Below are 25,566 nucleotides of genomic sequence, written 5' to 3' on the forward strand. Positions count from 1 at the left end.
TCACATCCCGCGGGGCGTGGGGCGTACCAGGCCGGTCTGGTAGGCGATGACGACGAGTTGGGCGCGGTCCCGCGCGCCGAGTTTGGTCAGGGCGCGCTGGATGTGTGAGCGGACGGTCAGCACGCTCAGGAAGAGTTTCCGGGCGATCTCGTCGTTGGAATTGCCTTCGGCGGCGAGGGCGGTGATCTCGCGTTCGCGCGGGGTGAGGTCGCTCAGGCGTTCCGGGGGTGCCAGCAGGGCGCCCGGGGCCGGTCCGGTGAGGAAGCGGGTGATCAGGGCGCGGGTGGCACCGGGCGAGAGGAGGGCCTCACCGGAGGCGACGGTGCGGATCCCGGCCAGCAGGACGTCGGCGGTGACGTACTTGCCCAGGAAGCCGCTCGCGCCGACGCGCAGTGCCTTGGCCACGTACTCCTCCGTCTCGAACGTGGTGAGGACGAGGACGCGCGTGCCGGAGAGTTCGGGCTTGTCGCAGATGGCGGCGGTGGCGGCCAGCCCGTCGGTGCCCGGCATGCGGATGTCCATGAGCACGATGTCGGGGTGGTGGGCGCGCGTGAGCTCCACCGCTTCCTGGCCGTTGGCGGCCTCGCCGACGACCTCCATGTCCGCGCAGGAGTCGATCAGCAGCCGGAACGTGCCCCGCAGCAGGGCCTGGTCGTCGGCGAGCAGGACACGGATGGTCACGGGGTTGCCTCGTGTTCTTCCAGGACTTGGGGCTGCAACGGCAGGGCGGTGGCGACTTCGAAGCCGCCCTCGGGGCGGGGGCCCGCCCGCAGGTCCCCGCCGACGGAGTGGGCTCGTTCACGCATGCCCATGAGGCCGAAGCCGCCGTCCGGGACGGCCGGAGCGGTGTCGGTGCCTTCGTTGGTGACCGTGATGAGCAGGCGGGAGTCGGAGTAGGCGAGCCTGACGTGGGCCGCCCGGTCGCTGGCGTGCTTGGTGGCGTTGGTGAGGGCTTCCTGGATGATGCGGTACGCCGTCAGGTCCACGCCCGGCGACAGGGGCCGGGGCGCTCCGTCGGTGGTGACGCAGACATCGAGGCCGGCCGACTCGCACGCGGAGATCAGTTCGGGGAGGCGATCCAGGCCGGGAGCGGGTTCGAGGGAGTCGGAGCCGGGATCGCCGACCTGGCGCAACACCCCCACGGTGGCGCGGAGTTCGCGCAGCGCGGAGGAGGTCGTGGCGGCCAGTTCGGAGAGGATCTTCTGCGACTGCTCGGGATGGGTGGGCGCCAGGTGGGCGGCGGTCCCCGCCTGGGCGTTGGCGACGGCCATGTGGTGGGCGACGACATCGTGCAGTTCGCGGGCGATGCGCATGCGTTCCTCGGCGACCCGCAGCCGGGCCTCCTCCTCCCGGGTGCGTTCGGCATGCGCGGCACGCGCATGCACGGACTCCATGTAGGCCTGCCTCAGCCGCTCCCTGCTGCCGCCGACCAGGGGCAGCATCAGCCACAGGATCGGGCCGACGGTGCGCAGCAGCACCATCTCGGTACTGGAATTGTTCGCTACGGCGGTGATCACCACCACGGCCATGGTCGCAGCGCCGCACCTGCGCGTGGTCCGCACATCCGTGCCGGCGGCCAGCCAGTACAGGGCGAGCATGAGGGGGGCCAGCAGCAGCGGGGTGAGCAGATAGCCGAGGACGGCGGTGATCACCGTACAGACCGTGGCCACGGCGACGGCGGTGCGCGGGTGGTTGCGCCCCTTGAGCACGGCCAGGCACGAGATCGCGGCGAGGAGCTCGGCGGGCCACTGCTCGCGCGGCTGGTCGACGCCCGGGATGTTGAGCGAGGCACCCAGAGCCACACAGCCGAACAGTGCCAGGACCAGCACCGCGTCCACGACACGCTGGTGGCGCCCGGCGGGACGCTCCGGGCTGGTGGTCATCGTTTCTCCAGGTGAAGAGGGTGAGTCCATGGTGGACCAGGTGCGGCGCGGAGTGCCGTATGGGCCGCCCGTGGCTTTCGCCAGGAGCGGCCCAGGGACGGGCGGGGGGGGTGAATGGCCGATCAGACGCGTGCGTCGGCCGGCTCGTCGTGGGCGGGGGCCGGGTCGGGGGCCACGGGCTCGGCCGGGGGCCGGGTGAGGGCCTCGCCCTCCACGTCGACCCGGGGCAGCAGCCGGTCCAGCCACTTCGGCAGCCACCAGGCCCGGTCGCCGAGCAGGGCGAGCACGGCGGGCACGATCGCCATCCGGACGACGAAGGCGTCGAAGAGCACGGCGGAGGCCAGGCCGAAGCCGATCATCTTGATCATGGAGTCGTTCTCGCCGATGAACCCGGCGAAGACCGCGATCATGATCAGCGCGGCGGCCACGACCACCCGGGCACTGTGCCGGAACCCGGAGACGACCGCCTGAGGGGCCGACTCGCCGTGGACGTACGCCTCCCGCATCCGCGAGACCAGGAAGACCTCGTAGTCCATGGCCAGCCCGAAGACGATGCCCACGAGGAAGATCGGCATCAGGCTCATGATCGGCCCGGTCTGTTCCACCCCGAACAGGCCCGCCCCATGGCCCTGCTGGAAGACCAGGACGACCGCGCCCAGCGCCGCGAGCACCGAGAGCAGGAAGCCGAGCGCCGCCTTGAGCGGGACGAGCAGGGACCGGAAGACCACCAGCAGGAGCACGACGGCGAGGCCGACGACGATGACGAGATAGGGGACCAGCGCCGCCTGGACCTTCCCTGCGATGTCGATGTTCAGTGCGGTCGTGCCGGTGACCTCGAAGGATGCGCCCGTCCCCGACTCTATGGCGGGACGCTCGGCCCGGATGGTCTTGACGAGGGTCTTGGTCTTCTCGTCGGTGGGGCTGGTGGACGGCGTGGCGGTGAACACGGCCGTGTCACCTGCCTTGTTGAAGTGGGGCTGGGAGACCGAGACGATCCCCTTCGTGTCGCCGACCTTCTCGCTGACCGTGCTCGCCACGGCCTTGGCGTCGCCGGCCCCCTTGGCGTCCACGACGATGGTCAGCGGCCCGTTGAAGCCGGGGCCGAAGCCCTTGGCCAGGTCGTCGTAGGCGCGGCGCTCGGTGGTGGAGGTGGGCTTGGCCTCGTCGCCGGGCATGCCCAGTTGCAGGCCCGTCATCGGTATCGCGAGGGCTCCGAGGCCCAGGACGCCCAGGAGCAGTACGGGGACCGGGCGGCGCAGGACGAGCCGCGCCCAGCGGGTTCCTCCGTTGCTGTCCCCGCTCCTCGCGGCCTTGGGCGTCCTGCCGGCCCGGGACCTGAACCGGGGCAGGCGTCCGCGCCGCCCCTGCCTGCGTACGGCCCCCGACAGCACCTTGTTGGGCCAGAAGCCGAGGAGCGCCGGAACCATGGTCAGCGCGACGAGTACACCGACGACGACCGCCCCGGCCGCGGCCAGGCCCATCTTGGTCAGCATCGGAATGCCGACCACGGTCAGACCGGCCAGCGCAATGACCACCGTCAGCCCCGCGAAGACGACCGCCGACCCCGCCGTACCGACCGTCAGGCCGGCCGCCTCCTCCGGGGCGTGGCCCTTGGCACGCTCCTCGCGGTAGCGGGAGACGACGAACAACGCGTAGTCGATGCCGACCGCCAGGCCCAGCATCATCGCCAGGGTGCTGGTCGTCGTGGACAGGCCCAGCGGTTCGGCCAGGGTCATGATCGTGAACAGGCTGACGCCGACGCCCAGGATCGCGGTCAGCAGCGGCAGCCCCGCGGCGACCAGCGAACCGAAGGTGACCAGCAGTACGACGGCGGCCACCGAGATGCCGATGATCTCGGCCACCCCGCCCGGTCCCCCGCCGCTGTCCATCGCGGACCCGCCCGCCTCGACGGTCAGACCTGCCTCCCGTGCCTGGTCGGCGGCCTTCTCCAGGGCGGTGCGGCTGGCGTCGGTGACATCCGCGGACTTCACCTTGTAGGTGACGGTCGCGTAAGCCGTCGAGCCGTCCTTGCTGACCGCCTGCGACCGGAAGGGATCGGCGACGTCGGCGACCTGCGAGCCGTCGGCCAGGTCGGCCATGGTCTTCTCCACGGCCGCCCGGTTGTCGGACGCGGTCACCCGCTGCCCGTCCGGGGCGACGAACACGACCCGGGCCGTGGCTCCCTCGGCGGTCGTGCCGGGGAAGCGCTCGCCGAGCAGGTCGAAGGCCTTCTGGGACTCGATGCCCGGCATCGAGAACCCCTCGTCGGCGGCCGCCGGGGCCTTCATGGCGCTCAAACCGACGGCAGCCAGGACCGCCGCCCACATCAGGGCGACGTACCAGCGCCGCCGGAAGGCCAGCCGGCCCAGCCGATACAGAAAAGTAGCCACGTCAGGGAACCCCACATCCGCTCTGGTTTGCCCATCCAGGCTGTCGTGGCGGGGGCCCTCTCGTCGTCGTGCGGCTACTGGGACTGCGGCCTACTGAAATCGCAGGACCGTCTACTGAATCCGCAGTACACGCCCGGTCGGCCGACTCGTACGCCGGTACGACGCCAAGCGCCCCGAAGGGGCGCGGGGAACTGCGCGACCAGCCCCCACCGGCCCGCGGATTCATGACCGCGCTTCCAGCGGAGCGCTCAGGGCAGACGTTCCAACGTGGCCGCCACACCCGCCTGACCGACGGAGTCAATCAGCGCCTGGCCGATCACCGAGACGGGCTCACGCGCCGGGAGGACCAGGCCGATGCGCTCCGTGCGGACCGGGCGGACCAGGGGTACGGCGTGCATGCCTGCGGGCACTCCGAAGACGTGGAGCCAGGCATGCGGCACGATGCTGGCCCACTGACCTGCCCTGACCTGAGCAAACAGGGAGGCGATGGAGTCGGTCTCGACCCGCGGGGTCACGGCGGCGCCCACTGTCTCGAAGACCGCGTCGAGGACCTGGCGCCCCTGCATCATCGGGTGCAGCAGGCACAGGGGGTACTGGGCCGCCTCCTCCCAGGAGATCTCGGCGGGGCCCGAGTCGGGGGCGGAGCGCTGGGTCAGCAGGACGTAGCGCTCCCGGTACAGCGGGACGAACTTGAAGTCGTGGCCGACGACGGAGCTGTGGTAGGTGACGGCGGCGTCGAGTTCGTACGTCCGGAGTCTGTTCACGATGTCCTCGGCCTGCAGGTCGGCGAAGACCTGGACCGTGGCGAGGGGGTTGGCGGCGCAGAACGGCTGGGTGAGCAGGGCGACCGCCGTGGACGCGGTCGGGACGGCCCCGATGCGCAGTCGGCCGCTCAGCCCGGCGCGCAGTGCCTGGATCTCTCCCTGCATCGCGTCGCGGTCGGCGAGGATGCGCTGTGCCCACAGGACGACGCGCTCGCCCTCGGGGGTGAGGCCGTCGAACCTGCGGCCCCGCTGGACCAGGGGGATGCCGAGTTCTTCCTCCAGTTTGCGGATTCCCTCGGACAGGGCCGGCTGGGAGACGTAGCAGGCCTGCGCCGCCTTCGCGAAGTGACGGGCGCGGGCGAGGGCGACGAGGTACTCGAGTTGGCGGAGCAGCACGCCTCAATGATCCACCGAACCCGGTCGTACGGCGCCGGTGGGCCCGGTCAAGCAGCACTGATCGGTGCTGCCTGTCAGGCGATCGGAACTGCCGCTTTGACCTGGCCCGGCGCGCTGCCGAACAGTGTGGGGGCGAATGAGCGGAGAGGGCGTGGTGGCCGATGCGGGACATCGAGGATCCGGGCGAGGACGGGCTGTCCGTGACGGCTCCCAAGACGTGGGCCACCGGCGCTCCCGCGGTCGTCCATGCCCTGAAGTACGCGCTGGGCCAGACCTCGCCGAAACGCACCGCGCTGACCCTGCTCAACATCAACCAGGCGAAGGGCTTCGACTGCCCGGGCTGCGCCTGGCCGGAGCCCGCGCCGGGTGAGCGGCACCGCAACGAGTACTGCGAGAACGGCGCCAAGCACATCAGCGACGAGGCCACCTCACATCGGGTGACCGCGGACTTCTTCCGGCAGTACTCGGTCGACGAGCTGAGCCGGAAGTCGGACTACTGGCTCAATCAGCAGGGCCGGCTGACCGAGCCGATGGTGCTGCGCGAGGGCGCGACCCACTACGAGCCGATCGGCTGGGACGAGGCACTCGACCTGCTCGCCGGCGAACTGCGCGCCCTGGACCACCCGGACGAGGCGCTGTTCTACACCTCCGGGCGGCTGGCCAACGAACCGGCCTTTCTGCTCCAGCTGTTCGCGCGCGCCTTCGGCACCAACAACCTGCCGGACTGCTCCAACATGTGCCACGAGTCCAGCGGTTCGGCCCTCAACGAGACCTTGGGCATCGGCAAGGGCAGTGTCAGCCTGGACGATCTGTACAACTCCGACCTGGTCTTCGTCGTAGGGCAGAACCCGGGCACCAACCACCCGCGCATGCTGTCGGCGCTGGAGGAGACCAAGCGTCGCGGCGGCCATGTCATCGCCGTGAATCCCCTGCCGGAGGCGGGACTTCTGCGCTTCAAGCACCCGCAGAAGGCGCGTGGTGTCATCGGGCGCGGTACGCAGATCGCCGACCAGTTCCTGCAGATACGGCCCGGCGGCGACCTCGCCCTCTTCCAGGCGCTGAACCTGCTCCTGCTGGAGGCGGAGGACAAGGAGCCGGGCACCGTCCTGGACCGGGAGTTCATCGAGTCGCACACGACGGGCTACGACGCCTTCGTGGCGAACATCCGTGAGACATCGTGGGATGCCGTCCTGGAGGCCACCGGGCTGACCCGCGACGAGATCGAGCAGGTGCATGAGCGGGTCCTGGCCGGCCGCGGCGTCATCGTCTGCTGGGCGATGGGACTGACGCAGCACAAGCACGGCGTGCCGACCATCCGCGAGGTCGTCAACTTCCTGCTGCTGCGCGGCAACATCGGCCGCCCGGGCGCGGGCGTGTGCCCGGTGCGCGGACACAGCAATGTGCAGGGCGACCGCACGATGGGCATCTGGGAGCGGATGCCGCAGCCGTTCATGGACCGGCTGGGACGGGAGTTCGCGTTCACCCCGCCGGTCGAGCACGGCCTGGACTCCGTCGACTCGATCCGGGCCATGCGCGACGGACGGGCCAAGGTCTTCGTCGGCGTCGCGGGCAACTTCGTCCGTGCGACCCCTGACAGCGACGTCACCGAGCGCGCCCTGCGCAACTGCCGTCTGACGGCGCACATTTCGACCAAGCTCAACCGGTCCCACGCGGTGTGCGGACGCACGGCGCTGATCCTGCCGACGCTCGGCCGCAGCGACCGTGACGTCCAGGCGGGCGGCGAGCAGTTCATGACGGTCGAGGACTCCATGAGCGAGGTCCACGCCACCCGTGGCCGCCTCGCGCCGGCGTCCCCGCACCTGTTGAGCGAGGTGTCGATCATCACCCGCCTCGCCCGCAAGGTGCTGGGGTCCGAACCGGCCATCCCCTGGGCGGACTTCGAGGGCGACTACGACCTCGTCCGCGACCGTATCGCGCAAGTCGTGGACGGATTCCAGGACTTCAACGAGCGCGTGCGGCAGCCCGGCGGTTTCCGCCTGCCCAATCCGGTCAACTCCCGCGTCTTCCGCACGCCCGGCGGCAAGGCCGTCTTCACCGTCAACGACTTCGCCATGCTCCAGGCGCCCAAGGGCCATCTCGTCCTGCAGACCCTGCGCTCGCACGACCAGTGGAACACCATCCCCTACGCGATGGACGACCGCTACCGGGGCATCAAGGGAGGCCGGCGCGTCGTCCTGGTGAACCCGGCCGACCTGGCCGACCTCGGTCTCGCCGACGGCAGCCTCGTCGACCTGGTCAGCGTCTGGTCCGACGGTTCGGAGCGCCGCGCGGACGGCTTCCGCGTCGTCGGCTACTCCACTCCCCCGGGCTCGGCCGCCGCGTACTACCCGGAGACCAATGTCCTGGTGCCGCTCGACAGCGTCGCGGACATCAGCAACACCCCGACCTCGAAGAGCGTGATCGTACGTCTGGAGCGGACGGCCGAGCCGGCACATGTGTGAGCACCCTGGGCTCGGCGGCGGTCAGGCGCTGAGCCCGCCGGAGGCGGCGCGGACCAGGCCGTCGAGCCATGCCTGGTGGCCGTTGAGCATCGGGTTCGGGATCTGCCGCGCCAGTTCGGCGGCGGGCCGGCCGATCTGGGTCTCCTGGGCGAGGATGCGCACGCGGCCGCCGGGCAGGTCCTCCACCAGCCAGGCGTGCAGCACGTCGAGCTGCTCCTCGGGCCTGCCGTCCTGCCGGGCCGTCCAGGACAGACGGCCCGGGACGCCCTCGGCGGGGCCCGGAACTCGACGACGCGGGCGGCGAGCGGAGGGAAGCCGAAGGTGCCGAAGCTGAAGACGATGTCCTCCTTCAGCTCGGGGCCACCGCCCCGCGGGAAGGAGATGTCCGCGACGTTGTCGTAGTACGACTCCCAGGTCGAGGTGTCGGTGAGGTGGTGCCATACCTGGGCGGCGGTGATGCCCTGGACGACGACCTCGTTGGACGTCTACCGATCCGGTTCGTTCACCGCGGCCGCCCCCTGCTCGGGCTCTCCCAGCCGACCGTGACCGCACAGATCCGCACCCTGGAACAGCAGACGGGCCGGGAGCTGTTCACCCGACTGCCGCGCGGGGTGGAGCCCACCCCGTCGGCGCATGAGCTGGCCGGGCAGGTCGCGGCGCCGCTGGACGCGCTCGCCGCCCTCGAAGGCGGCGGCCCGCTCTCCGGGCAGGCTTCCCCGGTCCGCCTTGCGGGCCCCTCGGAGCTGCTGTGCGTGCGCGTGCTGCCCAGCCTCGCCCCCCTCGTCGCCGACGGCGTCCAACTGCGGGTCTCCCAGGGCCTCACCGAAGCGCTGCTGGAGGAGATGCGCTCCGGTCGGCACGACCTGGTCATCGCCACCCGCCGCCCCCGCGGCCGCGCCCTCGCCTCGGTTCCCCTTGCCGACGAGGAGTACGTTCTCGTCGCGGCCCCCGGCTGGGCCCGGCACGTCGCCGGGCACCCCGACGCCGACGACCCGTGCGCCGCCCTCCGAGAGGTCCCGCTGGTCACCTACGCGGAGGACCTGCCCATCGTGCGCCGCTACTGGCGGACAGTCCTCGGCAAGCAGCTCACCGCCCGCGCAGCCGTCACCGTGCCGAACCTGTACGCCGTGCTGTCGGCGGTCAACTCCGGTGCCGGCTACAGCGTGCTGCCCCGCTCGCTGTGCCAGGAGTACCTGGACTCCGGCCGGCTGGCCCTCCTCCACGAACCGGAGAAGCCGCCGCTGAACACCCTCTTCCTGGTCCAGCGGCCGGGCGCCGACACCAACCCGGACGTCATCCGCGTCCGGGACCTCCTGCGGTCGGCGGCTCGGGACTGGTGAGCCCCGCCGAGGTTTCCGCTCAGTCGGGCCCGCTCCAGTCGAACGGGAAGTACTTGCTCGACTTCCCCGAGCGCTCCCACGAGAAGCCGAATGCGTCGGCGCGGTCGACTGTGGCCCGCCCCCAGGTGGCGACCTGGCCCGGCCCGACCTCGGCGCCAGGGGCGTTGTGGACCTGGACGCGTGCGCCGTCCGGAGTCGTCGGACCGGTGAGTGCCTCGGCGGTGGCCGTGACCCGGCCGGGAATCTCGGCTCGCCAGGTGGCGAGGTCGTCGTCGATCTCCACGTGGATGGGGGCGACGTCCATGCCGCGCATCTCGGGGTGGAACATCGCCCCGAACTGCGCCGGCCATCCGCCGGCCTCTCCACCGAAGATCGCCCCGAGTGCACCGCGCTGCTGCTCGTCGGCTCGTTCGTCGAGGAACACCGCGGCGTACGGGTCGGTGTGCGTGCCGGCCCATGGGTTGCCGACGAAGGAGCCGAGCATCAGAACGTTGAGATCGTCGAGCCGCACGTCGCCGAGGTTGCCTTCTCGAATGTGCCAGACCAGCACGCCCTCGCAGTCACCGTAGGTCGGGGGCTGGGCAAACGTGCAGGGGCACGGTATGGCGCACTTGCACACATCGAACCAGTCGCCGGTCACATGCCATTGCGTACCGGTGATGGTCTGCTCTGTCATCTCGCTTCCCTCCTGTCGAGCCCAGGGAGCTCATCGGAGTGGCGAGACCGCACGATTCCCGAGCCCGCTCGCGGGATCGCGAAGCGGCCTCCATACCAGCTTGCACCTCACCACCCGGGAGGGGAAACCGGCCGTCGTGGTGTCCGGGGCGAGTGGTTCATACGGCGACCGACGCGCCGATGAGCTCGTCGGTGACCCACCGCGCGACGGCGGCGGGGTACGGCGGCGCCAGTCCGAGGACGATGTGCCGGAAGCCGGCGTCGACCGCTTCGCCGATCGCGTCCCGGGTTGCGCCGGGCTGCTCGTAGGAGACGGGCAGGTGGATCGAGCGGATGATGGCGGCGGGGTCACGGCCGATCTCGGCGCAGTAGCGGTCCAGCAGTGCGCTGCGGCGGACGGCGTCGTCGATGTCGCCGCCCGGGATGTTCCACAGGTCGGCGTGCTCGGCGACGACACGAAGCGTCGAGGAGGAACGTCCGCCGATGAGTATCGGCGGGTGGGGGCGCTGGACGGGTTTGGGGTTGCCGAACGCTCCGGTGAGACGGAGATGGGTCCCGTTGAAATCGAACGGTTCCTCCTCGGTCCACAGCCGCCGGATCACCGTGCAGGCTTCGGCGAGGCTCCCCACGGCGTGCGCGGAGTCGTGGAAGGGCAGGCCGTGTGCTTCGTACTCACGCCGGGCCAGCGGATGACCGGGGCGTGAGCCGACGCCGATGCCGAAGTCGAGCCGTCCGCCGGAGACGATGTCGACGGTCGTGGCGATCTTGGCCAGCATCGCGGGCGGCCGGAACCGGTTGCTGGTCACCAGCACTCCGAGCCGCAGTCGCCGGGTGTGGGCGGCAAGGGCCGAGAGCAGCGTCCACCCTTCGTAGGCCGGTCCGCCCGGGTCGCCGCCGATCGGCATGAGGTGATCGAACAGCCACGCATGCTCGATCTCCGGAATCGTGTCCGCCTCGCGCCAGACCCTCAGGACGTCGTGGTAGTCGACCTGCGAGGGGGCGGTCATGATTCCGAAACGAGGCCGGGGTGTGTACGGCATGGAGACGTAGGTCCTTTCGACGGCGTTCACCGGCGGCGGAGTGCCGGGTCGAGCAGCGCGGGCGGGGTGTCGTACTTCTCGTGTGCGGCGAGGTCGGTACCGGGAGCGACGATCGCGTCGATCGCGTCGAGTACGTCGGCGGGGAGCACGGTGTCGGCGGCGGCGAGCTGCGCGTGCAGATGGTCCACCGTGCGGGGGCCGATGAGCGCGCTCGTCACAGCGGGATGCGCGGTCACGAACCCGAGCGCGAGCTGGATCATGGTCAGGCCGGCCTCTTCGGCGACCGTCGCCAACTGCTCGACGGCATCGAGCCTGGCCCGGTTGGCAGGGATGGTGGTGTCGAAGCGTTCCGGCATGAATGCCGAGCGGCTCGTGGTGATGTCCCGGCCCGCGCGTATCGCGCCCGACAGCCAGCCCGAGGCCAGCGGGCTCCACACCAGCACACCGAGCCCGTACTCCTCGGTCACGGGCAGCACATGGGTCTCGATCCCGCGCTGGAGGATCGAGTAGCTGGGCTGTTCGGTGACGTAACGGCTCAAGTGATGCTCGCGGGCGGCCCATTGGGCCTGCACGATGCGGTGGGCGGGGAAGGTCGAGGAGCCGAAGTAGCGGATCTTTCCTGCCCGTTGAAGATCGGTCAGAGCTGACAGCGTCTCCTCGTCGCCGGTGCTCGGGTCCCACCGGTGGATCTGATAGAGGTCGACATGGTCGACGCCGAGACGGCGCAGGCTGTTGTCCAGCTCGGTGATGAGCCAACGGCGCGAACTGCCGCGCTGGTTGGGCTCGTCGCCCATGGGCATGCCCGCCTTCGTGGCCAGCACGATGTCGTCGCGGCGGCCCACGATGGCCTTTCCGACCATCTCCTCCGATTCGCCGTCGCCGTACATGTCGGCGGTGTCGATGAGGTTGATCCCGCCTTCGAGAGCGGCATCGACGATGGCGGTGGCCTCCTCCTGAGTGGTGCGTCCGATCCTGCCGAAGTTCATCGCGCCGAGCGCGAGGGAGCTGATCTGCACACCGGTGCGGCCCAAGGTGCGGTACTGCATGACCGTGTTCCTCCATTGCGGGTGGGTGCGGAGTGCGTGGTGACACGCATCGCTTGAATGGCATGGCATGGCATGGCCTGTATGGCATGGCTTGGATGCCAGGCTCCTGCTCTGGCATCATGCGCAAAACGGAACGTCGCTCCGATTACGATACGGAACACTGCTCCGTTTTAGCAAGGCCAATGGCAGAGGGAGCGGCATGGTCAACGACAGCGACAAGGGCACAGGACGCGCAGCCCGGTCCAAGCGGACGGACGCCCGGCGCAACGAGCAGACTCTGCTCGACGCGGCCGCCGCGGTCTTCGTCGCGTCGGGAGTGGAAGCGCCGGTGCGCGACATCGCGGCCAGGGCCGGCGTCGGGATGGGCACGATCTACCGCCACTTCCCGACCCGAGCGGATCTCATCATCGCCGTCTACCGGCACCAGGTGGAGGCCTGCGCCGAGGCCGGTCCGGCCCTGCTGGCAAGCAGCGGGACGCCCCACGCCGCGCTGGGACAGTGGATCAACCTCTTCGTCGACTTCCTGGTCACCAAGCACGGACTCGCCGCCGTACTGCAGTCCGACAACGCCGGCTTCGACACGCTGCACGCCTACTTCCTCGACCGCCTCGTGCCCGTGTGCACCCAACTGCTCGACGCCGCAGCCGCCTCCGGCGAGATTCGATCCGACCTGGAGGCCTACGAGCTCATGCGCGGCGTCGGAAACCTCTGCATCGGCGCGGAGAGCGATCCCCGCTACGACGCGCGCCGACTGGTCGAACTCCTCATCGCAGGACTACGCCGACCGAACTGACACACCGTCGAGTGGGTTTCGCGGCCTTGAACTGGCCCAGCTCGGTGCGGGGCGCGTCGGCTCGGTCAGCAGTGTGCCGGGCCCGTGTGTCCGGGCCCGGCTTTGCTGCCGGCGTCGGTGGCCGCCAGGCCGAAGGGGCGGGGGGCAGGCACAGTGCACCCGTCGCCGTCACGCGCGGGAAGGGGGCCTGGCCGTCGCCGGAACTCTCACTGGGCCGCCGACGGCCACCCACCCAGGATCAGCTTCTCCTTGTCGTGGTCACCAGTGTTCGCGAGCAGAGCGAGGGATGCCCATGCTCCGCGTCCAGTGGTGGTGATGGTGCGATTTCGACGGCTACTTCGAGTGGTGCGGCTTCGTCGGCTGATCCGGATAGGAAGGCTTCGCCGGGTGGTCCGGATACGCCGGCTTCACGGGCTGAGCCGGATAGGCCGGCTTCACGGGATGCTCCGGATACGCCGGCTTCGCCGGGTGGTCCGGATAGGCGGGCTTCACCGGCTGAGCCGGATACGCAGGCTTCACCGGCTGCTGAGGATAGGCAGGCTTCGCGGGGTGCTCCGGATATGCCGGCTTGACCGGCTGGGCCGGATAGGCAGGCTGAGCCGGATACGCAGGCTTCACCGGCTGCTGAGGATAAGCGGGCTTCACCGGCTGAGCCGGATAAGCGGGCTTCACCGGCTGGGCCGGATAGGCGGGCTTCACGGGCTGAGCCGGGTACGCGGGCTTGACCGGCTGGGCCGGGTACGCCGGCTTCACGGGCTGAGCCGGATAGGCGGGCTTCACCGGCTGAGCCGGGTACGCGGGCTTCACCGGCTGAGCCGGATAAGACGGCTTCGCGGGATGCTCCGGATAGGACGGCTTCACGGGCTGAGCCGGATAGGCCGGCTTCGCGGGATGCTCCGGATACGCCGGCTTCGCGGGATGCTCCGGATACGCCGGCTTCGCGGGATGCTCCGGATACGCCGGCTTCGCGGGATGCTCAGGCTTGACCGGGTGCTCCGGATACGCCGGCTGGGCCGGATGCTCCGGATAGGCGGGCGGCGCCGGGTACGGCGGGTGCGGGGTGGTGTGGTCCTGGGCGTAGGCGGTTCCCGCGTTCGCCAGCGCGGCTGCGCCGAGCGCGGCAGCCATGGCAGCAGGCGCCAGAACAGATCGCCATCGCGGCGATTTCGTCATGTTCTCCACTCTCCTCAACTTGGTTCGGGGCTTCGTGACGGCCGGTCAGTACCAAGAGCCGGATAGTGGAATGATCAGAAAATCGGACACGTGAATAACGCTCTGACGGTCATAAGCCACCGGATGGTGTAGCTCGGGAGGCCAGTTGGCCCGAGCGACGGCCAGGGAAGCCCGGCACCTCCGACGGCGCCACCGGAGCGATAATCACCGAAATTGATCGATTTGATGGCTATAGTCCCTCGGAGGTGAGGGCCGCGACCGCCGCCCGACCCACGGTCAGCTGGCCCACGCTCAGACATTGCCGCTCAGACGTACGCCGCAGGCATCACGCGGCGTCACACCCCTCTCCGCGCCGACCCGGCCGCGTACAGGATGGAGCCGAAGAGTGAAGCTTCAGCGGAAGAGCAGGCTGCGCACCCTGGCGGTCGGCTCTGCGGTTGTCTCCGGCGCCCTGCTTCTGACGGCCTGCGGCTCAAACGCCAGTTCCCAGCCGTCCGCCGGATCGTCCACGACCGACCCTCCGGCCGCCACGGGCACCGGCAGCGTCAAGTGCGGCAAGGCGGCCCATGTGTCGGCGTCCGGCTCGACTGCGCAGGAGTTCGCGATGCAGTTCTGGATCAAGAACTTCATGCGGGCCTGCCCCGGTACCCGGATCAGCTACCAGAGCAACGGCTCCGGTGCCGGCCAGACCGATTTCCTGAAGGGCAGGACCGCCTTCGCGGGTTCCGACTCCGCGCTGAGCGCCGCCCAGATCACCCAGTCCAAGAGCGTCTGCTCGGGCGGCGGTCAGGCCGTCCACCTACCGACGGTCGGCGGCCCGATCGCCATCGGCTACAACCTGCCAGGGGTCAGAAGGTTGATCCTGGACGCCCCCACACTCGCCAAGGTCTTCGACTCACGCATCACCAAGTGGAACGATCCGGCGATCGCGCAGCTCAACCCCAGCACCAAACTGCCGTCGACACCGATCCACCCCTCACACCGCTCCGATTCCTCCGGCACGACGGACAACTTCACCTCCTACCTGAGCGCCGCCGCACCGAGCGCCTGGCCGTACGGGCACAGCAAGGAGTGGACGGCCAAGGGCGGCCAGTCCGCCAAGGGTTCCTCGGGCCTCGTCGACCAGGTGAAGAAGACCGTGGGTGCGGTCGGCTACGTCGAGCTGTCGTATGCGATCGCCCGCGGCATTCCCACGGTCTCGATCGACACCGGAGCCGCCACTCCCGTCGACGCCAGTGTCTTCACGGCCTCCAAGGCGATCTCCACTGCCAAAGTCGCCGGCACCGGTGGCGACCTAGTGCTCCAGCTCGACTACGCGACCAAGACCCCGGGCGCCTACCCGATCGACATGGTCACGTACGAGATCGTCTGCGACAAGGGCAACAAGCCCGAGACGTGGCCCGCCACGAAGGCGTTCCTCACGTACATCGCCGGTGTGAAGGGTCAGCAGGACCTGAGCTTCCAGGGCTATGCGACACTCCCGGCCGCCATCGTGAACCAGGTCCGCAGCAAGATCAACAGCCTGTCCTGACCCCGCTCTCAGCCGCCCGCGGTCACGGCCTTGAGCTCGTCCAGTGACTCCTGCATCAACTGCGACATGGCGCGTTCCTCGGCCACCGCGATCCAGCGCTCGAAGCCGACCTTGAAGACCGCGACCCCCGCCTCGGCGGTCAGGCTGGCGGCCGGCTCCGCCACGCCGCGCCGGCGCAGGGCGTCGGCGAGCGCGGCCGACAGCGAGGCGAGTTTGATCAGCTCGCGCTCCTGGAGTACCGCGTTCGCCACGATGACGGCATGCCGCCGCCGAGAGTGTCCGTGGCGGCCGACGAACACGGTGGAGACCGCCTCCAGCCCCGCGGCCACCGCGTCGATCGGCGCCGCGGACTCCGGAGCCCCGGCGACCGCGTTGACGAACAGCTCCTGCAGCGCACTCGCGCCGTCGAACAGCACCTCACGCTTGTCGGCGTAGTGCCGGAAGAAGGTCCGCTCGGTGAGGCCGGCCCGTCTGGCGATCTCCGCCACCGTGGTCTGCTCGTAGCCGCGCTCGCTGTAGAGCTCCAACGCCGCTTTCGCCAGGCGTTCGCGCGCGTTCGGCTCCCATCTACTCATGAGCAGATCCTACGTGATGACAGTCCCTGACATCACATGTTAGCGTCGATGACAGTCACTGACATCGACAGTTTGGGGCTCTACCCATGCGCATCTTCGTGACCGGCGCGTCCGGCTGGATCGGCTCCGCCCTGGTTCCCGAACTCCTGGACGCGGGGCACCGGGTCACCGGGCTCGCCCGCTCCGATGCCTCTGCCGCTGCGCTCACCACCGCCGGCGCGGAAGTGGTCCGCGGCACCGTCGACGACCTCGACGTCCTGGGCAGCGCCGCCGCCGCGTCGGACGGCGTGGTCCACCTCGCCTTCAAGCACGACCTCGCCTTTTCCGGCGACTTCCAGGGTGCTGCCGAGGCCGACCGCCGCGCCGTCGAGACCCTCGGCGAGGCACTGGCCGGCACCGGCCGTCCCTTCGTCCTCGCCTCCGGGCTGGTCGGTCTCAAGCCGGGGCAGGTGTCGACGGAGCGGGACAGGCCCGCGGTCGACGGCTCACCGGTTTCCATCCGCTCGGCGACCGCCACGGAGGTGCTCGCACTCGCTTCGCGCGGCGTACGCCCGTCCGTGGTGCGGCTGTCTCCGACCTGCCATGGCGAAGGAGACAACGGGTTCATGGCGGCCCTGGTCGCCGTCGCCCGGGCCAAGGGGGTCTCCGGATTCATCGGCGACGGCGCCAACCGCTGGCCGGCCGTCCACCGCCTCGACGCCGCACGGCTGTTCCGCCTGGCGGTCGAGAAGGCCCCCGCGGGCGCGGTACTGCACGGCGTCGCGGAGGAAGGCGTCCCGATTCGCGACGTCGCCGAGGTGATCGGCCGTCACCTCGACGTGCCGGTGACCTCCGTGGCCCCCGAGGCCGCGGTCGAGCACTTCGCGTGGCTGGGCCGCTTCCTCGGACTCGACGGCCCGGCGTCCAACACCCTCACCCGCGAAGTCCTGGACTGGCAGCCGACCGGCCCCGGCCTCCTCGAAGACCTCGACAAGGGTCACTACTTCCACACTCCTGTTACGACCACCTGACCGGGCGGTCGTATCCACCGCCGGCGGTGGGAGCGTCAGGTTCGTCCAGGCCAGACATGTCCCTGTCGCGTGGAGGCCTCGGGCAGCCCGATAGCAGCGGAGGCCGGGGCTCCCTCCGCGACCGGGGCCGCCGGCCACTGAGCGGTACGCGTGCGCCGCCGACGCTGCTGAATGCAGTGACTCCCGTCGAATGGCGTGGATCCGGTCGCCCTGCTCCACGTGCTGGATTCGGTCGTCGCCATGCCGGTGGAGCCGCCCGGCCGTATGCAGGTGCCGGTGCTCGTGGTGGTCGGTGCGGACGGCGAACGGGCCGCTGCGGCCGACCAGTTGGCCCATCTGGACGCCCTGGCGTTCGAGAACAGGCAGGACGCCAGGGGCGTTCAGGTGCGGATCAGTTCCAGCGCCTGCTTCAGGTTGTGCTCGGCGATCCCTGCCATGAACGACCGGTCGGGGAAGTCTCCGTCGAGCAGCCGCAGTGGACCCGCCGTCAGCGAGAGCCGCTGGGCCAGCATGTAGAGCGCGAGCCGGTCCTCGTCGAGTGCGTCGACCGCCAGCGGCTGGTAGGCGTCGTGCAGGCGGATCTGCAGAAAGACGTGCTCCCACTCGACGTCGAAGTACATCGTGCCCTCGATGTCGATCGCCACGGGGTTCCCGTCCGGGTCCACCAGCACATGGTCGGGGCCCAGTTCGCCGTGTACGACCGCGTACTCCGTTCGCGGCTGCACCGCCGCTGCCAGGCGGAGCAGCCGCTCCTCCAGCCGGTCGCGGGCTGCCGCGATCCGCGGATCGCGCGACGCCGCCTCGGCGAGGTCCCGCAGCGCGCGCTCCAGGACGACACCCTCGCACGACGTCCCGCGCGAGGTTCCTCCTGCGTCGACCACGGCCACCTTGCCGTACCGGGGCGCCCGATGACGCCGCATCGTCTCCAACGCCTCCCCGAGCCGGGCCATGACCGGAGCAGCCGCGCGCGGATCGCGCGCGAGCAGTTGCTCCAGGTTCTCGCCCGGGAGGTCCTCGACGATCGCCAGGTCGGCCGGGCAGTGGGAGCCGTCACGGTCGACGAGCCGGATCGCGGGGACGCGGACTCCGAGCGCGTCCAGCCGCGCGTGTGCCGCCTCGAACAGGTCGAGCCCGAGACCGGGCGAGAACGGGTCGGTGAGGTCGTCGTCGCCCTCGGCCGCCGGCCAGTAGTTCTCGGCGTCGTCCCACAAGTAGGCGATCGCGGTGGTGGCATCGTCCATCACCAGGCGGTACACGCCCTTTTTGCTGCCGCCCGCGATCCGCCGGACCGCCTCCAGCCGCCGCCGGGCGCCCAGCGCGTCCCGCGCCGCACTCGCCAGCTGCTCCCGCGTCACTCCCCTGAGCTCCACGTTCCGGACCTCCCCTTCGCCACGACGACTCGCGCACGTTACGGGAGCAGCGGACAGCGGGGCCAGGGCCGTGCCGACCGCGACCGCCGTGACCTGCCGAGCGAACGTCCGACAACCCGAGGCCACCTCGGGCCACCCCCTCACCGCGCCGCGGCACCGCCGTCCGGCACCCGGTCCCGCCCGGATCGCTGCCCCGTCGCCGCCGACCTCGCGCGCCGCAAGGCCGCAGGCTGATCCGGAAGGGGGTGGGTCAGGTCCTGTCCCGCCCCCTGGATGATGATCAGGTGGAGCAGGGGGACGCCGGATGCCGCTGGATCCTTGCTTCTGGTCTTGTGGCGGACGCGGCCGCAACTGCCGAGGCCAGTGGGTCGCGGGCCGGGCGGCCGAGGAGGTCCGCGAGGTCGGGGGTGGTGCCGTCCAGGAAGCCGTGTCGGATGCCTGTGGCTATCGAGGCGAGCATGGGCGGCTGGAATGGCAGCAGTCCCGGCGTCTCTTCGAGAAGCCTGCGCCGGTACTCGCCGAGGCCAATGGTGCGGTGCGGGACCCCGAGCCGGTCGGCCACCTGAACCGCCGTGATCGGCATGCCGACGAGGTCATGGACGCGCCCCTCGTGCCGTGTCGGATGCGCCGCCACGATCGCCGCGGCATCGGCGAGATCCTCCCGCGCGACCGCGGCCAGGGCGCCGTCCCCGAACGCCGACTCCACACCGTCCTCGGCCCACATCAGCAGGCCGCCGAAGAGTTCGGCGTAGAGGCCGTTGCGCAGGATCGTCCAGGGCAACCCGCTTGCCCGGACAAGGCGTTCGGTCGCACGGTGCGCGAGCGCGAAACCGAGATGCTCGCCGGCACCGGTCAGGCTCGTGTAGACGACGTGGCGGACGCCGTCCCGGACGGCGGTGTCCAGGACCGCCGTATGCCGCCCGACGACCTGGTCGTCCTCGGCATAGCCGGCGGAGATCAGCACCAGGGTCGACACACCGGTGAGGTCGAGGCCCGCAGGATCGTCGAAGTCGAGGCGTCGCATCCCCGCGCCCGGCGTGCGGCTGCCGCCCGTCGCGGCGACGCCGCGGGCACGCAGGGCCGCAAGAGTGGCCGAGCCGAGGTTCCCGTTCGCTCCGGTCACCAAGATCATGTCAGTCGCAGTCTTCCGTCGTGGTTCTCATCGGTAACTACGCTTGATCCTCGACCGCACGCCCACCGGCCACAAGAAGGCAGTTTCATGTCACTCACGCACACCGGGGTAACCACCCCCGCCGACCTCGAGCCCTGCGGACGCGAGGAGCATCCCGACTGCGGCATCCGTGACGTCCTGGACCGCATCGGGGACAAGTGGTCGGTGCTCGTGATCGTCGAACTCGCGGGCGGTCCGCGCAGGTTCCGCGAACTCCAGCGCGCCATAGACGGCATCTCCCAGCGCATGCTCACCCTCACCGTGCGCAGGCTCGAACGCGACGGCCTTGTGCTGCGCACCGTGTACCCGACCGTCCCGGCCCAGGTCGACTACCGTCTGAGCGAGATCGGGACCGGACTGACCCACCTGGTCAAGGCACTCGCCGACTGGTCCCTCACTCACCGTGCCGTCATCGCCGAGGCACGGCACGCATACGACCGGACCCACCCTGGTCACGACATCCGCTGACGGCCACCCTCATCGCCGCGCACCGGACGCCTGTCACGGATGTGCTGTCAATGACGTCCGTCAGGTTCAGAGCTGCTGCCCCTCTCTGCCGGCACGGCGGGGCGCGTCCAGGGGATCAGCGCCGGGACTCGAGCGCGGTAGGCGTCGTAGGACGTGCCGAACCGGCCCGCCATGAGAGCGTCCTCGATCCGCACCCGGCGCAGCAGCCACGGTATGGCGACGGCCATGACGGCAATCCACGCGCCGAAGCCGCAGGCAAGCATGGAGCCGGTGATCAGGCCCAGCAGCCCGGTGTAGATGGGGTGGCGGACCAGTCGGTAGGGGCCGTCGGTGCGCAGCTCGTGGTGCTCCCGGACCGTCGGGACGCCGGCCCACATCGTGCCCAGAACCCAGCGGGCCCACAGCAGCAACGCGGTGGAGGCGACGGCGAGAAGGCCGCCCAGCAGTGCGAGTTCGGGCTGCCAGTACTGCAGATGGCGCCAGAGGTCCCGCGAGTGACGGACCAGCGTGGAGAAGACGTAGACGCCTGCTATCAGCAGAACCCGGCGGGGCAATGTGCGACGAAGTCCATGCACCCAGCCGCGCAGGCCGGCCTGGCTCCGCACGCCGAAGTAGACGGCGCCCGCGATCCAGGCCACGACGAAGACCAGGACGCAGACGCCGCTGAGAGCGACAAGTGCCGAGTGGAGAGAGCCCATGCTTCAAGCCTGCTCCGCGCACCCGGTGGATCACCACCACCCACGGGTCGATGGAGAGGTCTCCACCCACGGGCTGAGGCGGCCCTGCCCGTGGGGTCGGCCCATGGGGTTGGTCGTGTCGTCCTCCGGCCGGGTCAGCGGACCGTGAGGCCGCCGCTGACGACGAGCGTCTCGCCGGTCAGGTAGCTGCCGTGGCACAGCTTCCAGACCCAGTCCGCGATCTCCTCGGGCCGGGCCGCCCGGCCCAACGGGACTGCGGCCACGGCCTGTTGCATGCGGCCGCCCGCGCGGGTGCCCGGGGTGTCGACCCAGCCGGGGGCGATGGCGTTGACAGCGATGCCGTCGCGGCCGAGTTCCTGGGCGAGGGAACGGGTCAGGCAGACCACGGCGGCCTTCGAGGCGCTGTAGAGCAGCTGGCCCGGGGAGACGGCGAAGGCGTCGATGGAGGCGAAGTTGACGACGGTGCCGCCGCCGGAGGCGCGCAGGGCGGGGGCTGCCTCGGCGGTGACGTTGAGGCTGCCGAGGACGTTCACGTCAAAGATGCGGCGGTACGTCTGCTCGTCGTAGTCGGCGAGGAGAGTGGGCGGGTAGATGCCCGCCGCGTTGACCACCGCACGCAGGCCGACCGGGGAGCCGAGTGCCGTGGAGACGGCCGCACGGTCGGTGATGTCCACCGGTACCGGGTGGAAGGCCGCGCCGAGTTCGGCGGCCGCCTTGTCGAGCGCCTCGGCGTCACGGTCCACCCCGAGGACCGTCCAGCCCTCGGTGAGGAAGCGTTCGGCGACGGCCTTGCCCATGCCGCTCGCCGCGCCGGTCACCACAGCCGTGCTGTCGACAGCCTCAGTGTGCGAGGAAGCCGCCATCGATGATCATCTCCGTTCCGGTGGTGAAGCTGGAGTCTTCGGATGCCAGGAAGGCGACGGCGCCGGAGATCTCCCGGACGTGGGCGCGGCGGCCCAGCGGGGTCTGCGGGATCACGCCGCCTTCCTTCTCGTGTTCGTTCATGGGGGTGCTGACCCCGCCGGGGCAGAGGGCGTTGACGCGGATGCCGTCGGCGGCCAGTTCCAGGGCGGCGGTCTTGGTGAGCGCGATCAGGGCGCCCTTGCTGGCGCAGTAGGCGACGTAACCGGCGGCGCCGACCACGCCGAAGATCGAGGCGATGTTGATGATCGAGCCGCCGCCGCCCGAGCGCATCAGCGGGGCCGCCGCCTGGATGCCGAGCAGCGGGCCGGTGGTGTTGACCGCGAGGGTGGCGTTCCAGTCCCGGGCGCGCTCGTCGAGAAGCGGGTTGACGTGGATGATGCCGGCGTTGTTGACCAGCACGTCCAGGCGGCCGGTCGTCCTGCGGGCGTGCTCCACGGCTGCCGCCCAGTCGTCGGGCGACGTGACGTCGAGATGCAGGTACTCCACGTCCAGCCCGGCCTCCTGGAGTCGGGCGGCGGTGGCTTTGCCCTCGTCGTCGAGGACGTCGCAGGCCAGCACCCGGGCGCCTTCGGAGGCGAGCCGTTCGGCGTGCGAGGCGCCCTGTCCGCGGGACCCGCCGGTGATCAGTACGGTTCTGCCGGTCAGGCGGGCAGGGGGCGAAGAGGGGGTGGGTGAGCTCAACTCGGGCTCCTTCGGCGGGTGTTCGGGTGCCGTGACGTGCGGGGTTGCGGCTCAGTCGGCGAGGGCGACGGCCGGGGTGGCGTCGCGGCTGATCTCCAGCGCGACGCTCTGCTCCAGTTCTTCGGTGGCGAACCCGGAGGCGACGCCCCAGTAGTAGGCGGTGAGGGCCACCCCGAGTTCGATGAGGGTCCCGGCGGGGAACGCGAGGTCCTTCACGGGGCCGAACTCACCGACGTACGAGACCGGAAGGGTCGCCAGGAGCAGGAAGACCAGCCAGAAGCCGCTGCGGGTGTGCCTTCTGCCCTCGGCGTCGGCCAGCCACCACACGGTGGCGCAGTAGGCGGCGACCACGGCCGTGCTTGCCGCGCAGTACACGGGGAACGGCCAGCTGCCGTCGGCGGCCTTGGTGCCGGTGGCGAGGAACCAGCCGCCCATGTCGCTGACGTAGATCCAGGCGGCGAGGTAGACCGCGCTGACCGTGAGGCCGACGGGACGGGGGATCCAGCCGCGGTGCGGGGCGTAGTGGGCGCCGTACACCGCGAGGCCGGCGAAGGTCACCACGGTGAGGTTGACGAGGGTGACATAGCCCGCCCAGTACATGATTCCGGCGGCGGCGAGGAAGCCTGCCGGTGCCCACAGCTTCGGCTGCCGCAGGACGAACGGCCTTGGCAGGGACGGCGCGTGACGGCGCATCACGGGCAGACAGACGGCCGCCATCAGGGCGCTCAGCACCATCGCCGCGCTGATGAAGCCGACCAGCCGGTACCAGCTCGGTGCGGGCAGGAAGAACACGCAGCCGACGACGAAGGTGACCAGGGTGGAGAACCAGGGGATGCCGTGCTTGTTGGTCTTCTGGAACGCCTTGGGCAGATAGCCGTGCACGCTCAGCCCGAAGCCGACGCGGGCGGCGGTGCCGAGATAGATGTAGCCCGCGCCGCCCGGCGAGACGACGGCGTCGATGAGCAGCACGGTCGCGAAGGCGCCGAGCGCTGCCATGGACGAGGCGCGCAGGGCGTGCAGCAGCGGGCCGTCCGCCCATGAACTGCCGCCCAGGCCCGACCAGTTGCCCACGGAGAGGCCCGCGTCATGCCAGTTGACGGCGCCGATGAAGGCGATCTGCAGGGCGAGGTAGACGGCCAGCGGGATCAGTACGCAGCCGATCGTGCCCAGCGGGATGGTGCGCCGCGGGTTGACCACCTCGCCGCTGAAGTCGATGACGCCGCGGAAGCCCATCAGCGCGAAGGCGATGCCGGACACGGCGACCGTCTCGAAGACCGAGCCGCCGCCTCCCGGGAAGAAGCCCTGGGCCGTGTAGTTGGAGGAGTTGAAGACGAAGAGGAGCAGGACGAAGGTCGCCGACGGGACGATGATCTTCCACCAGGTCACCCATCGGTTGGCCTCGCTGAGCAGCCGTACGCCGAAGGTGTTGATCAGATAGAAGAGGATCATGAGGCCGATGCCGGCCAGGACGCCGGCCGGCCAGGTCAGCACCGAGACGCCGGCCTTGACCTCCATCAGGTCGAGGCCGGGGAAAGCGCTGCCGAGGTAGGTGATGACGGCGAGCGCCTCGATCGCGGGCAGCGAGATGTTGGCGATCCAGTACGAGAAACCCATGATCCAGCCGGTCAGGCCGCCGTGGGTGAGGTAGGGGTAGCGGACGATGGCACCGCTGCGGGGCAGCGCGGCGCCCACCTCCATCCACGCCAGCGCGATCAGCATGATCAGGGCGCCGCCGATCAGCCAGGAGATGATCGCGGCGGGGCCCGCGGCACCGGCGGCGTAGAGCATGGCGAACAGCCAGCCCGAGCCGATCTGGCCGCCGACGCCGAGGAACAGGACCTGCTGCAGGGACATGGTGCGGCGGAGTCTGCCGTCCGCGCCCTCGTCCGGGGCTGTTTGCTGGGACTGCTCAGGAGATTGCAGCACGAGAGACCTCCGGGGGACCTGGGAAATGGCGAGGTGGGAGGAGTCTGAGCGTGAGGGTGCGGGGAGGTCCGGGGCCGACTGCGGCTTGTGCGTACGGCCGTTGACCGCCTCAGCGCTTGCGGTGAGTATGAGGAGCCCCCGGGCGATCGGTGAACCCTCGAAGTTCCGGGGTTCCTCAAGGAAGAACCTCTGGCAGAGCTTCCGGAAGCACCTTTGGCAGGCGCGATGACACTCCAGCAGTTGACCTATTTCCTCGCCGCCGTCGAGCACGGCTCCTTCTCCGCGGCCGCCGAGGCGCTGTACATAGCCCAGCCGAGCCTGTCCGAGCAGATACGGCGTCTGGAGCACTCGCTCGGCGTGCCGCTCTTCGTGCGCACCAACCGCAAGCTGGTGCTGACCGACGCCGGGCAGCTGCTGCTGCCGCGCGCCCAGCATGCTCTTGCCGCCGCCAGGGAGGCGGCGGAGTCGGTGCGCGGCGTGCGCACGCTGACCGGCGGCACCGTCACGTTCGGCACGTTCAGCAGCGCGCAGCATCTGCTGCTGGGGGAGCTGATCGCCGATTTCCACGAACGTCATCCGCATGTGCGGGTCCGGGTCGTCGGGCTCAACTCCACGGAGGTGGCGGACGCCGTCCGCGACGGCACGCTGGAGGCGGGGCTCGTCTCACTCCCCGTGGACGACCGCGGCCTCGACGTGAGCAACGCCGCATGGACCTGCGAGGCGGTCTACCTCAGCGCCGACCCGTCCCGCGTCACCCAGCCGCTCACGGCCGAGCGGCTGGCCGGTGCGCCGCTCATCCTCCCCGAGGCACGCTGGGGCAACGCAGACCCCACCCGGCGCAGGCTCCTGGAGCGGGTGCAGAAAGAGGGCTTCTCCCTGACGCCGGTGGTCGAGGTGGAGTCCCCCGCCCTGGCCATCTCCCTCGCCGCGCGCGGAGTCGGCGACACCGTCAGCTCCCTGCCGCTCGCCCGTTGCCTCGGTTACCTGGACCGGCTGCACGCGGTCTCGCTGGACCCGCCGCTGCACGAAACCTTCGCGTTCATCACCCGGCGGCGGGCCCACCTCTCCCCCGCCACTCGCGTGCTGATGGAACTGGCGGCGAAGCACCTGGCCCGGCTGGGGGGTCTTGCGCACCCATAGGGAAACCCTATGGGGAATGCCGGAAATCGTGGCTTCACCTGGAGCAGCCCCGCTGCCGATACTTCCGTCATCCCCCTTTGCGCATCCCGCACGGATCCCGTCCACGAAGG

At 70.3% G+C, this 25,566-nt stretch carries 23 protein-coding genes and 1 pseudogene; 8 read left to right on the top strand and 16 right to left on the bottom strand.

The annotated features are described in order from the left end of the window. The 4 genes from P2Q00_RS12105 to P2Q00_RS12120 form a co-directional block, all read right to left on the bottom strand. On the bottom strand, positions 1 to 681 hold the full coding sequence (locus tag P2Q00_RS12105) for a response regulator (RefSeq protein ID WP_275772231.1): 681 nt from the start codon (positions 679 to 681) through the stop codon (positions 1 to 3). Further along, complete coding sequence (locus P2Q00_RS12110) at positions 678 to 1,883, bottom strand: sensor histidine kinase (RefSeq protein ID WP_275772232.1); 1,206 nt, start codon at positions 1,881 to 1,883, stop codon at positions 678 to 680. Before P2Q00_RS12110 ends, P2Q00_RS12105 begins: the two co-directional genes overlap by 4 nt. Positions 1,884 to 2,005: 122 nt before the next feature. Then, entirely contained in the window at positions 2,006 to 4,273 is a 2,268-nt protein-coding gene (locus P2Q00_RS12115; RefSeq protein ID WP_275772233.1) for an MMPL family transporter, read from the bottom strand. A 248-nt stretch (positions 4,274 to 4,521) separates the two neighbouring features. Beyond that, positions 4,522 to 5,433, bottom strand: a complete 912-nt coding sequence (locus P2Q00_RS12120; RefSeq protein WP_275772235.1) for a LysR family transcriptional regulator — start codon at positions 5,431 to 5,433, stop codon at positions 4,522 to 4,524. A 161-nt stretch (positions 5,434 to 5,594) separates the two neighbouring features. On the opposite strand from P2Q00_RS12120, the gene P2Q00_RS12125 reads away from it, so the two are divergent. Next, positions 5,595 to 7,895, top strand: a complete 2,301-nt coding sequence (locus tag P2Q00_RS12125) for an FdhF/YdeP family oxidoreductase (protein WP_275772237.1) — start codon at positions 5,595 to 5,597, stop codon at positions 7,893 to 7,895. 21 nt (positions 7,896 to 7,916) lie between these two features. Here the strand turns inward: P2Q00_RS12125 and P2Q00_RS12130 are convergent, their stop codons facing one another. Then, a complete protein-coding gene (locus tag P2Q00_RS12130) occupies positions 7,917 to 8,099 on the bottom strand; it encodes an SRPBCC family protein (RefSeq protein WP_275772239.1) in 183 nt (60 codons plus the stop codon). On the opposite strand from P2Q00_RS12130, the gene P2Q00_RS12135 reads away from it, so the two are divergent. Both P2Q00_RS12135 and P2Q00_RS12140 read left to right on the top strand, forming a co-directional pair. After that, positions 8,091 to 8,297, top strand: a complete 207-nt coding sequence (locus P2Q00_RS12135) for a hypothetical protein (RefSeq protein WP_275772241.1) — start codon at positions 8,091 to 8,093, stop codon at positions 8,295 to 8,297. The two genes, P2Q00_RS12130 and P2Q00_RS12135, sit on opposite strands and share 9 nt — an antisense overlap. 54 nt (positions 8,298 to 8,351) lie before the next feature. After that, positions 8,352 to 9,235, top strand: a pseudogene (locus tag P2Q00_RS12140) (LysR family transcriptional regulator). A 19-nt stretch (positions 9,236 to 9,254) separates the two neighbouring features. Here P2Q00_RS12140 and P2Q00_RS12145 read toward each other — a convergent pair. The 3 genes from P2Q00_RS12145 to P2Q00_RS12155 all read right to left on the bottom strand — a co-directional run bounded on the left by P2Q00_RS12145 (position 9,255) and on the right by P2Q00_RS12155 (position 11,996). Next, positions 9,255 to 9,911: a DUF1326 domain-containing protein gene (locus P2Q00_RS12145; RefSeq protein ID WP_275772242.1), complete on the bottom strand. Its 657-nt coding sequence runs from the start codon at positions 9,909 to 9,911 to the stop codon at positions 9,255 to 9,257. A gap of 157 nt (positions 9,912 to 10,068) precedes the next feature. Next, positions 10,069 to 10,950, bottom strand: coding sequence for an LLM class flavin-dependent oxidoreductase (locus P2Q00_RS12150; RefSeq protein ID WP_275772243.1), 882 nt, complete (start codon positions 10,948 to 10,950; stop codon positions 10,069 to 10,071). A 26-nt stretch (positions 10,951 to 10,976) separates the two neighbouring features. Then, complete coding sequence (locus tag P2Q00_RS12155) at positions 10,977 to 11,996, bottom strand: aldo/keto reductase (protein ID WP_275772245.1); 1,020 nt, start codon at positions 11,994 to 11,996, stop codon at positions 10,977 to 10,979. A gap of 199 nt (positions 11,997 to 12,195) precedes the next feature. Here P2Q00_RS12155 and P2Q00_RS12160 point away from each other — a divergent pair, with 199 nt between their 5' ends. Continuing rightward, positions 12,196 to 12,789 carry a TetR/AcrR family transcriptional regulator gene (locus P2Q00_RS12160; protein ID WP_275772247.1) on the top strand — a complete coding sequence of 198 codons (594 nt, stop codon included), beginning with the start codon at positions 12,196 to 12,198 and terminating at the stop codon, positions 12,787 to 12,789. Between the two features lie 333 nt (positions 12,790 to 13,122). Here P2Q00_RS12160 and P2Q00_RS12165 read toward each other — a convergent pair whose 3' ends face one another. After that, entirely contained in the window at positions 13,123 to 13,962 is an 840-nt protein-coding gene (locus tag P2Q00_RS12165; RefSeq protein WP_275772249.1) for a hypothetical protein, read from the bottom strand. A 385-nt stretch (positions 13,963 to 14,347) separates the two neighbouring features. On the opposite strand from P2Q00_RS12165, the gene pstS reads away from it, so the two are divergent. Further along, complete coding sequence (gene pstS / locus P2Q00_RS12170) at positions 14,348 to 15,493, top strand: phosphate ABC transporter substrate-binding protein PstS (RefSeq protein WP_275772251.1); 1,146 nt, start codon at positions 14,348 to 14,350, stop codon at positions 15,491 to 15,493. An 8-nt stretch (positions 15,494 to 15,501) separates the two neighbouring features. Here pstS and P2Q00_RS12175 read toward each other — a convergent pair whose 3' ends face one another. Beyond that, positions 15,502 to 16,068, bottom strand: coding sequence for a TetR/AcrR family transcriptional regulator (locus P2Q00_RS12175; RefSeq protein ID WP_275772253.1), 567 nt, complete (start codon positions 16,066 to 16,068; stop codon positions 15,502 to 15,504). A gap of 86 nt (positions 16,069 to 16,154) precedes the next feature. Between P2Q00_RS12175 and P2Q00_RS12180 the strand changes: the two genes are divergently transcribed. Continuing rightward, positions 16,155 to 17,078 (top strand): SDR family oxidoreductase, encoded by a 924-nt coding sequence (locus tag P2Q00_RS12180; RefSeq protein WP_275772254.1) that lies wholly within the window; start codon positions 16,155 to 16,157, stop codon positions 17,076 to 17,078. 380 nt (positions 17,079 to 17,458) lie between these two features. Here P2Q00_RS12180 and P2Q00_RS12185 read toward each other — a convergent pair whose 3' ends face one another. Together P2Q00_RS12185 and P2Q00_RS12190 are read right to left on the bottom strand one after the other, a co-directional pair. Continuing rightward, positions 17,459 to 18,433, bottom strand: coding sequence for a phosphotransferase family protein (locus tag P2Q00_RS12185; protein WP_275772710.1), 975 nt, complete (start codon positions 18,431 to 18,433; stop codon positions 17,459 to 17,461). A gap of 295 nt (positions 18,434 to 18,728) precedes the next feature. Next, entirely contained in the window at positions 18,729 to 19,580 is an 852-nt protein-coding gene (locus tag P2Q00_RS12190; protein ID WP_275772256.1) for an NAD(P)H-binding protein, read from the bottom strand. Between the two features lie 87 nt (positions 19,581 to 19,667). Between P2Q00_RS12190 and P2Q00_RS12195 the strand changes: the two genes are divergently transcribed. After that, positions 19,668 to 20,087, top strand: coding sequence for a winged helix-turn-helix transcriptional regulator (locus P2Q00_RS12195; protein ID WP_275772259.1), 420 nt, complete (start codon positions 19,668 to 19,670; stop codon positions 20,085 to 20,087). Between the two features lie 47 nt (positions 20,088 to 20,134). Here the strand turns inward: P2Q00_RS12195 and P2Q00_RS12200 are convergent, their stop codons facing one another. From P2Q00_RS12200 to P2Q00_RS12215, 4 genes are all read right to left on the bottom strand, one after another. Beyond that, complete coding sequence (locus P2Q00_RS12200) at positions 20,135 to 20,785, bottom strand: methyltransferase family protein (protein ID WP_275772260.1); 651 nt, start codon at positions 20,783 to 20,785, stop codon at positions 20,135 to 20,137. A 134-nt stretch (positions 20,786 to 20,919) separates the two neighbouring features. After that, positions 20,920 to 21,648 (bottom strand): SDR family NAD(P)-dependent oxidoreductase, encoded by a 729-nt coding sequence (locus P2Q00_RS12205; RefSeq protein ID WP_275772262.1) that lies wholly within the window; start codon positions 21,646 to 21,648, stop codon positions 20,920 to 20,922. Beyond that, positions 21,626 to 22,390, bottom strand: a complete 765-nt coding sequence (locus P2Q00_RS12210) for an SDR family NAD(P)-dependent oxidoreductase (protein WP_275772264.1) — start codon at positions 22,388 to 22,390, stop codon at positions 21,626 to 21,628. The genes P2Q00_RS12205 and P2Q00_RS12210 overlap by 23 nt, the downstream gene beginning before the upstream one ends. 51 nt (positions 22,391 to 22,441) lie before the next feature. Next, entirely contained in the window at positions 22,442 to 24,316 is a 1,875-nt protein-coding gene (locus P2Q00_RS12215) for an APC family permease (RefSeq protein ID WP_275772266.1), read from the bottom strand. Between the two features lie 225 nt (positions 24,317 to 24,541). On the opposite strand from P2Q00_RS12215, the gene P2Q00_RS12220 reads away from it, so the two are divergent. Continuing rightward, positions 24,542 to 25,456 (top strand): LysR family transcriptional regulator, encoded by a 915-nt coding sequence (locus tag P2Q00_RS12220; protein WP_275772267.1) that lies wholly within the window; start codon positions 24,542 to 24,544, stop codon positions 25,454 to 25,456. Positions 25,457 to 25,566: the final 110 nt, after the last annotated feature.

The sequence above is a fragment of the Streptomyces coacervatus genome (assembly GCF_029223485.1).
In the GTDB taxonomy this organism is placed as follows: domain Bacteria; phylum Actinomycetota; class Actinomycetes; order Streptomycetales; family Streptomycetaceae; genus Streptomyces; species Streptomyces coacervatus.

Excerpts from the sequence above, each read along its gene's own strand:
- P2Q00_RS12200 (WP_275772260.1), bottom strand. The coding sequence starts at position 20,785 with ATGGGCTCTCTCCACTCGGCACTTGTCGCTCTCAGCGGCGTCTGCGTC.
- P2Q00_RS12160 (WP_275772247.1), top strand. The coding sequence starts at position 12,196 with ATGGTCAACGACAGCGACAAGGGCACAGGACGCGCAGCCCGGTCCAAG.
- P2Q00_RS12180 (WP_275772254.1), top strand. The coding sequence starts at position 16,155 with ATGCGCATCTTCGTGACCGGCGCGTCCGGCTGGATCGGCTCCGCCCTG.
- P2Q00_RS12150 (WP_275772243.1), bottom strand. The coding sequence starts at position 10,950 with ATGCCGTACACACCCCGGCCTCGTTTCGGAATCATGACCGCCCCCTCG.
- P2Q00_RS12110 (WP_275772232.1), bottom strand. The coding sequence starts at position 1,883 with ATGACCACCAGCCCGGAGCGTCCCGCCGGGCGCCACCAGCGTGTCGTG.
- P2Q00_RS12190 (WP_275772256.1), bottom strand. The coding sequence starts at position 19,580 with ATGATCTTGGTGACCGGAGCGAACGGGAACCTCGGCTCGGCCACTCTT.
- P2Q00_RS12145 (WP_275772242.1), bottom strand. The coding sequence starts at position 9,911 with ATGACAGAGCAGACCATCACCGGTACGCAATGGCATGTGACCGGCGAC.
- P2Q00_RS12195 (WP_275772259.1), top strand. The coding sequence starts at position 19,668 with ATGTCACTCACGCACACCGGGGTAACCACCCCCGCCGACCTCGAGCCC.
- P2Q00_RS12220 (WP_275772267.1), top strand. The coding sequence starts at position 24,542 with ATGACACTCCAGCAGTTGACCTATTTCCTCGCCGCCGTCGAGCACGGC.
- P2Q00_RS12205 (WP_275772262.1), bottom strand. The coding sequence starts at position 21,648 with ATGGCGGCTTCCTCGCACACTGAGGCTGTCGACAGCACGGCTGTGGTG.
- P2Q00_RS12175 (WP_275772253.1), bottom strand. The coding sequence starts at position 16,068 with ATGAGTAGATGGGAGCCGAACGCGCGCGAACGCCTGGCGAAAGCGGCG.
- P2Q00_RS12155 (WP_275772245.1), bottom strand. The coding sequence starts at position 11,996 with ATGCAGTACCGCACCTTGGGCCGCACCGGTGTGCAGATCAGCTCCCTC.
- P2Q00_RS12165 (WP_275772249.1), bottom strand. The coding sequence starts at position 13,962 with ATGACGAAATCGCCGCGATGGCGATCTGTTCTGGCGCCTGCTGCCATG.
- P2Q00_RS12125 (WP_275772237.1), top strand. The coding sequence starts at position 5,595 with ATGCGGGACATCGAGGATCCGGGCGAGGACGGGCTGTCCGTGACGGCT.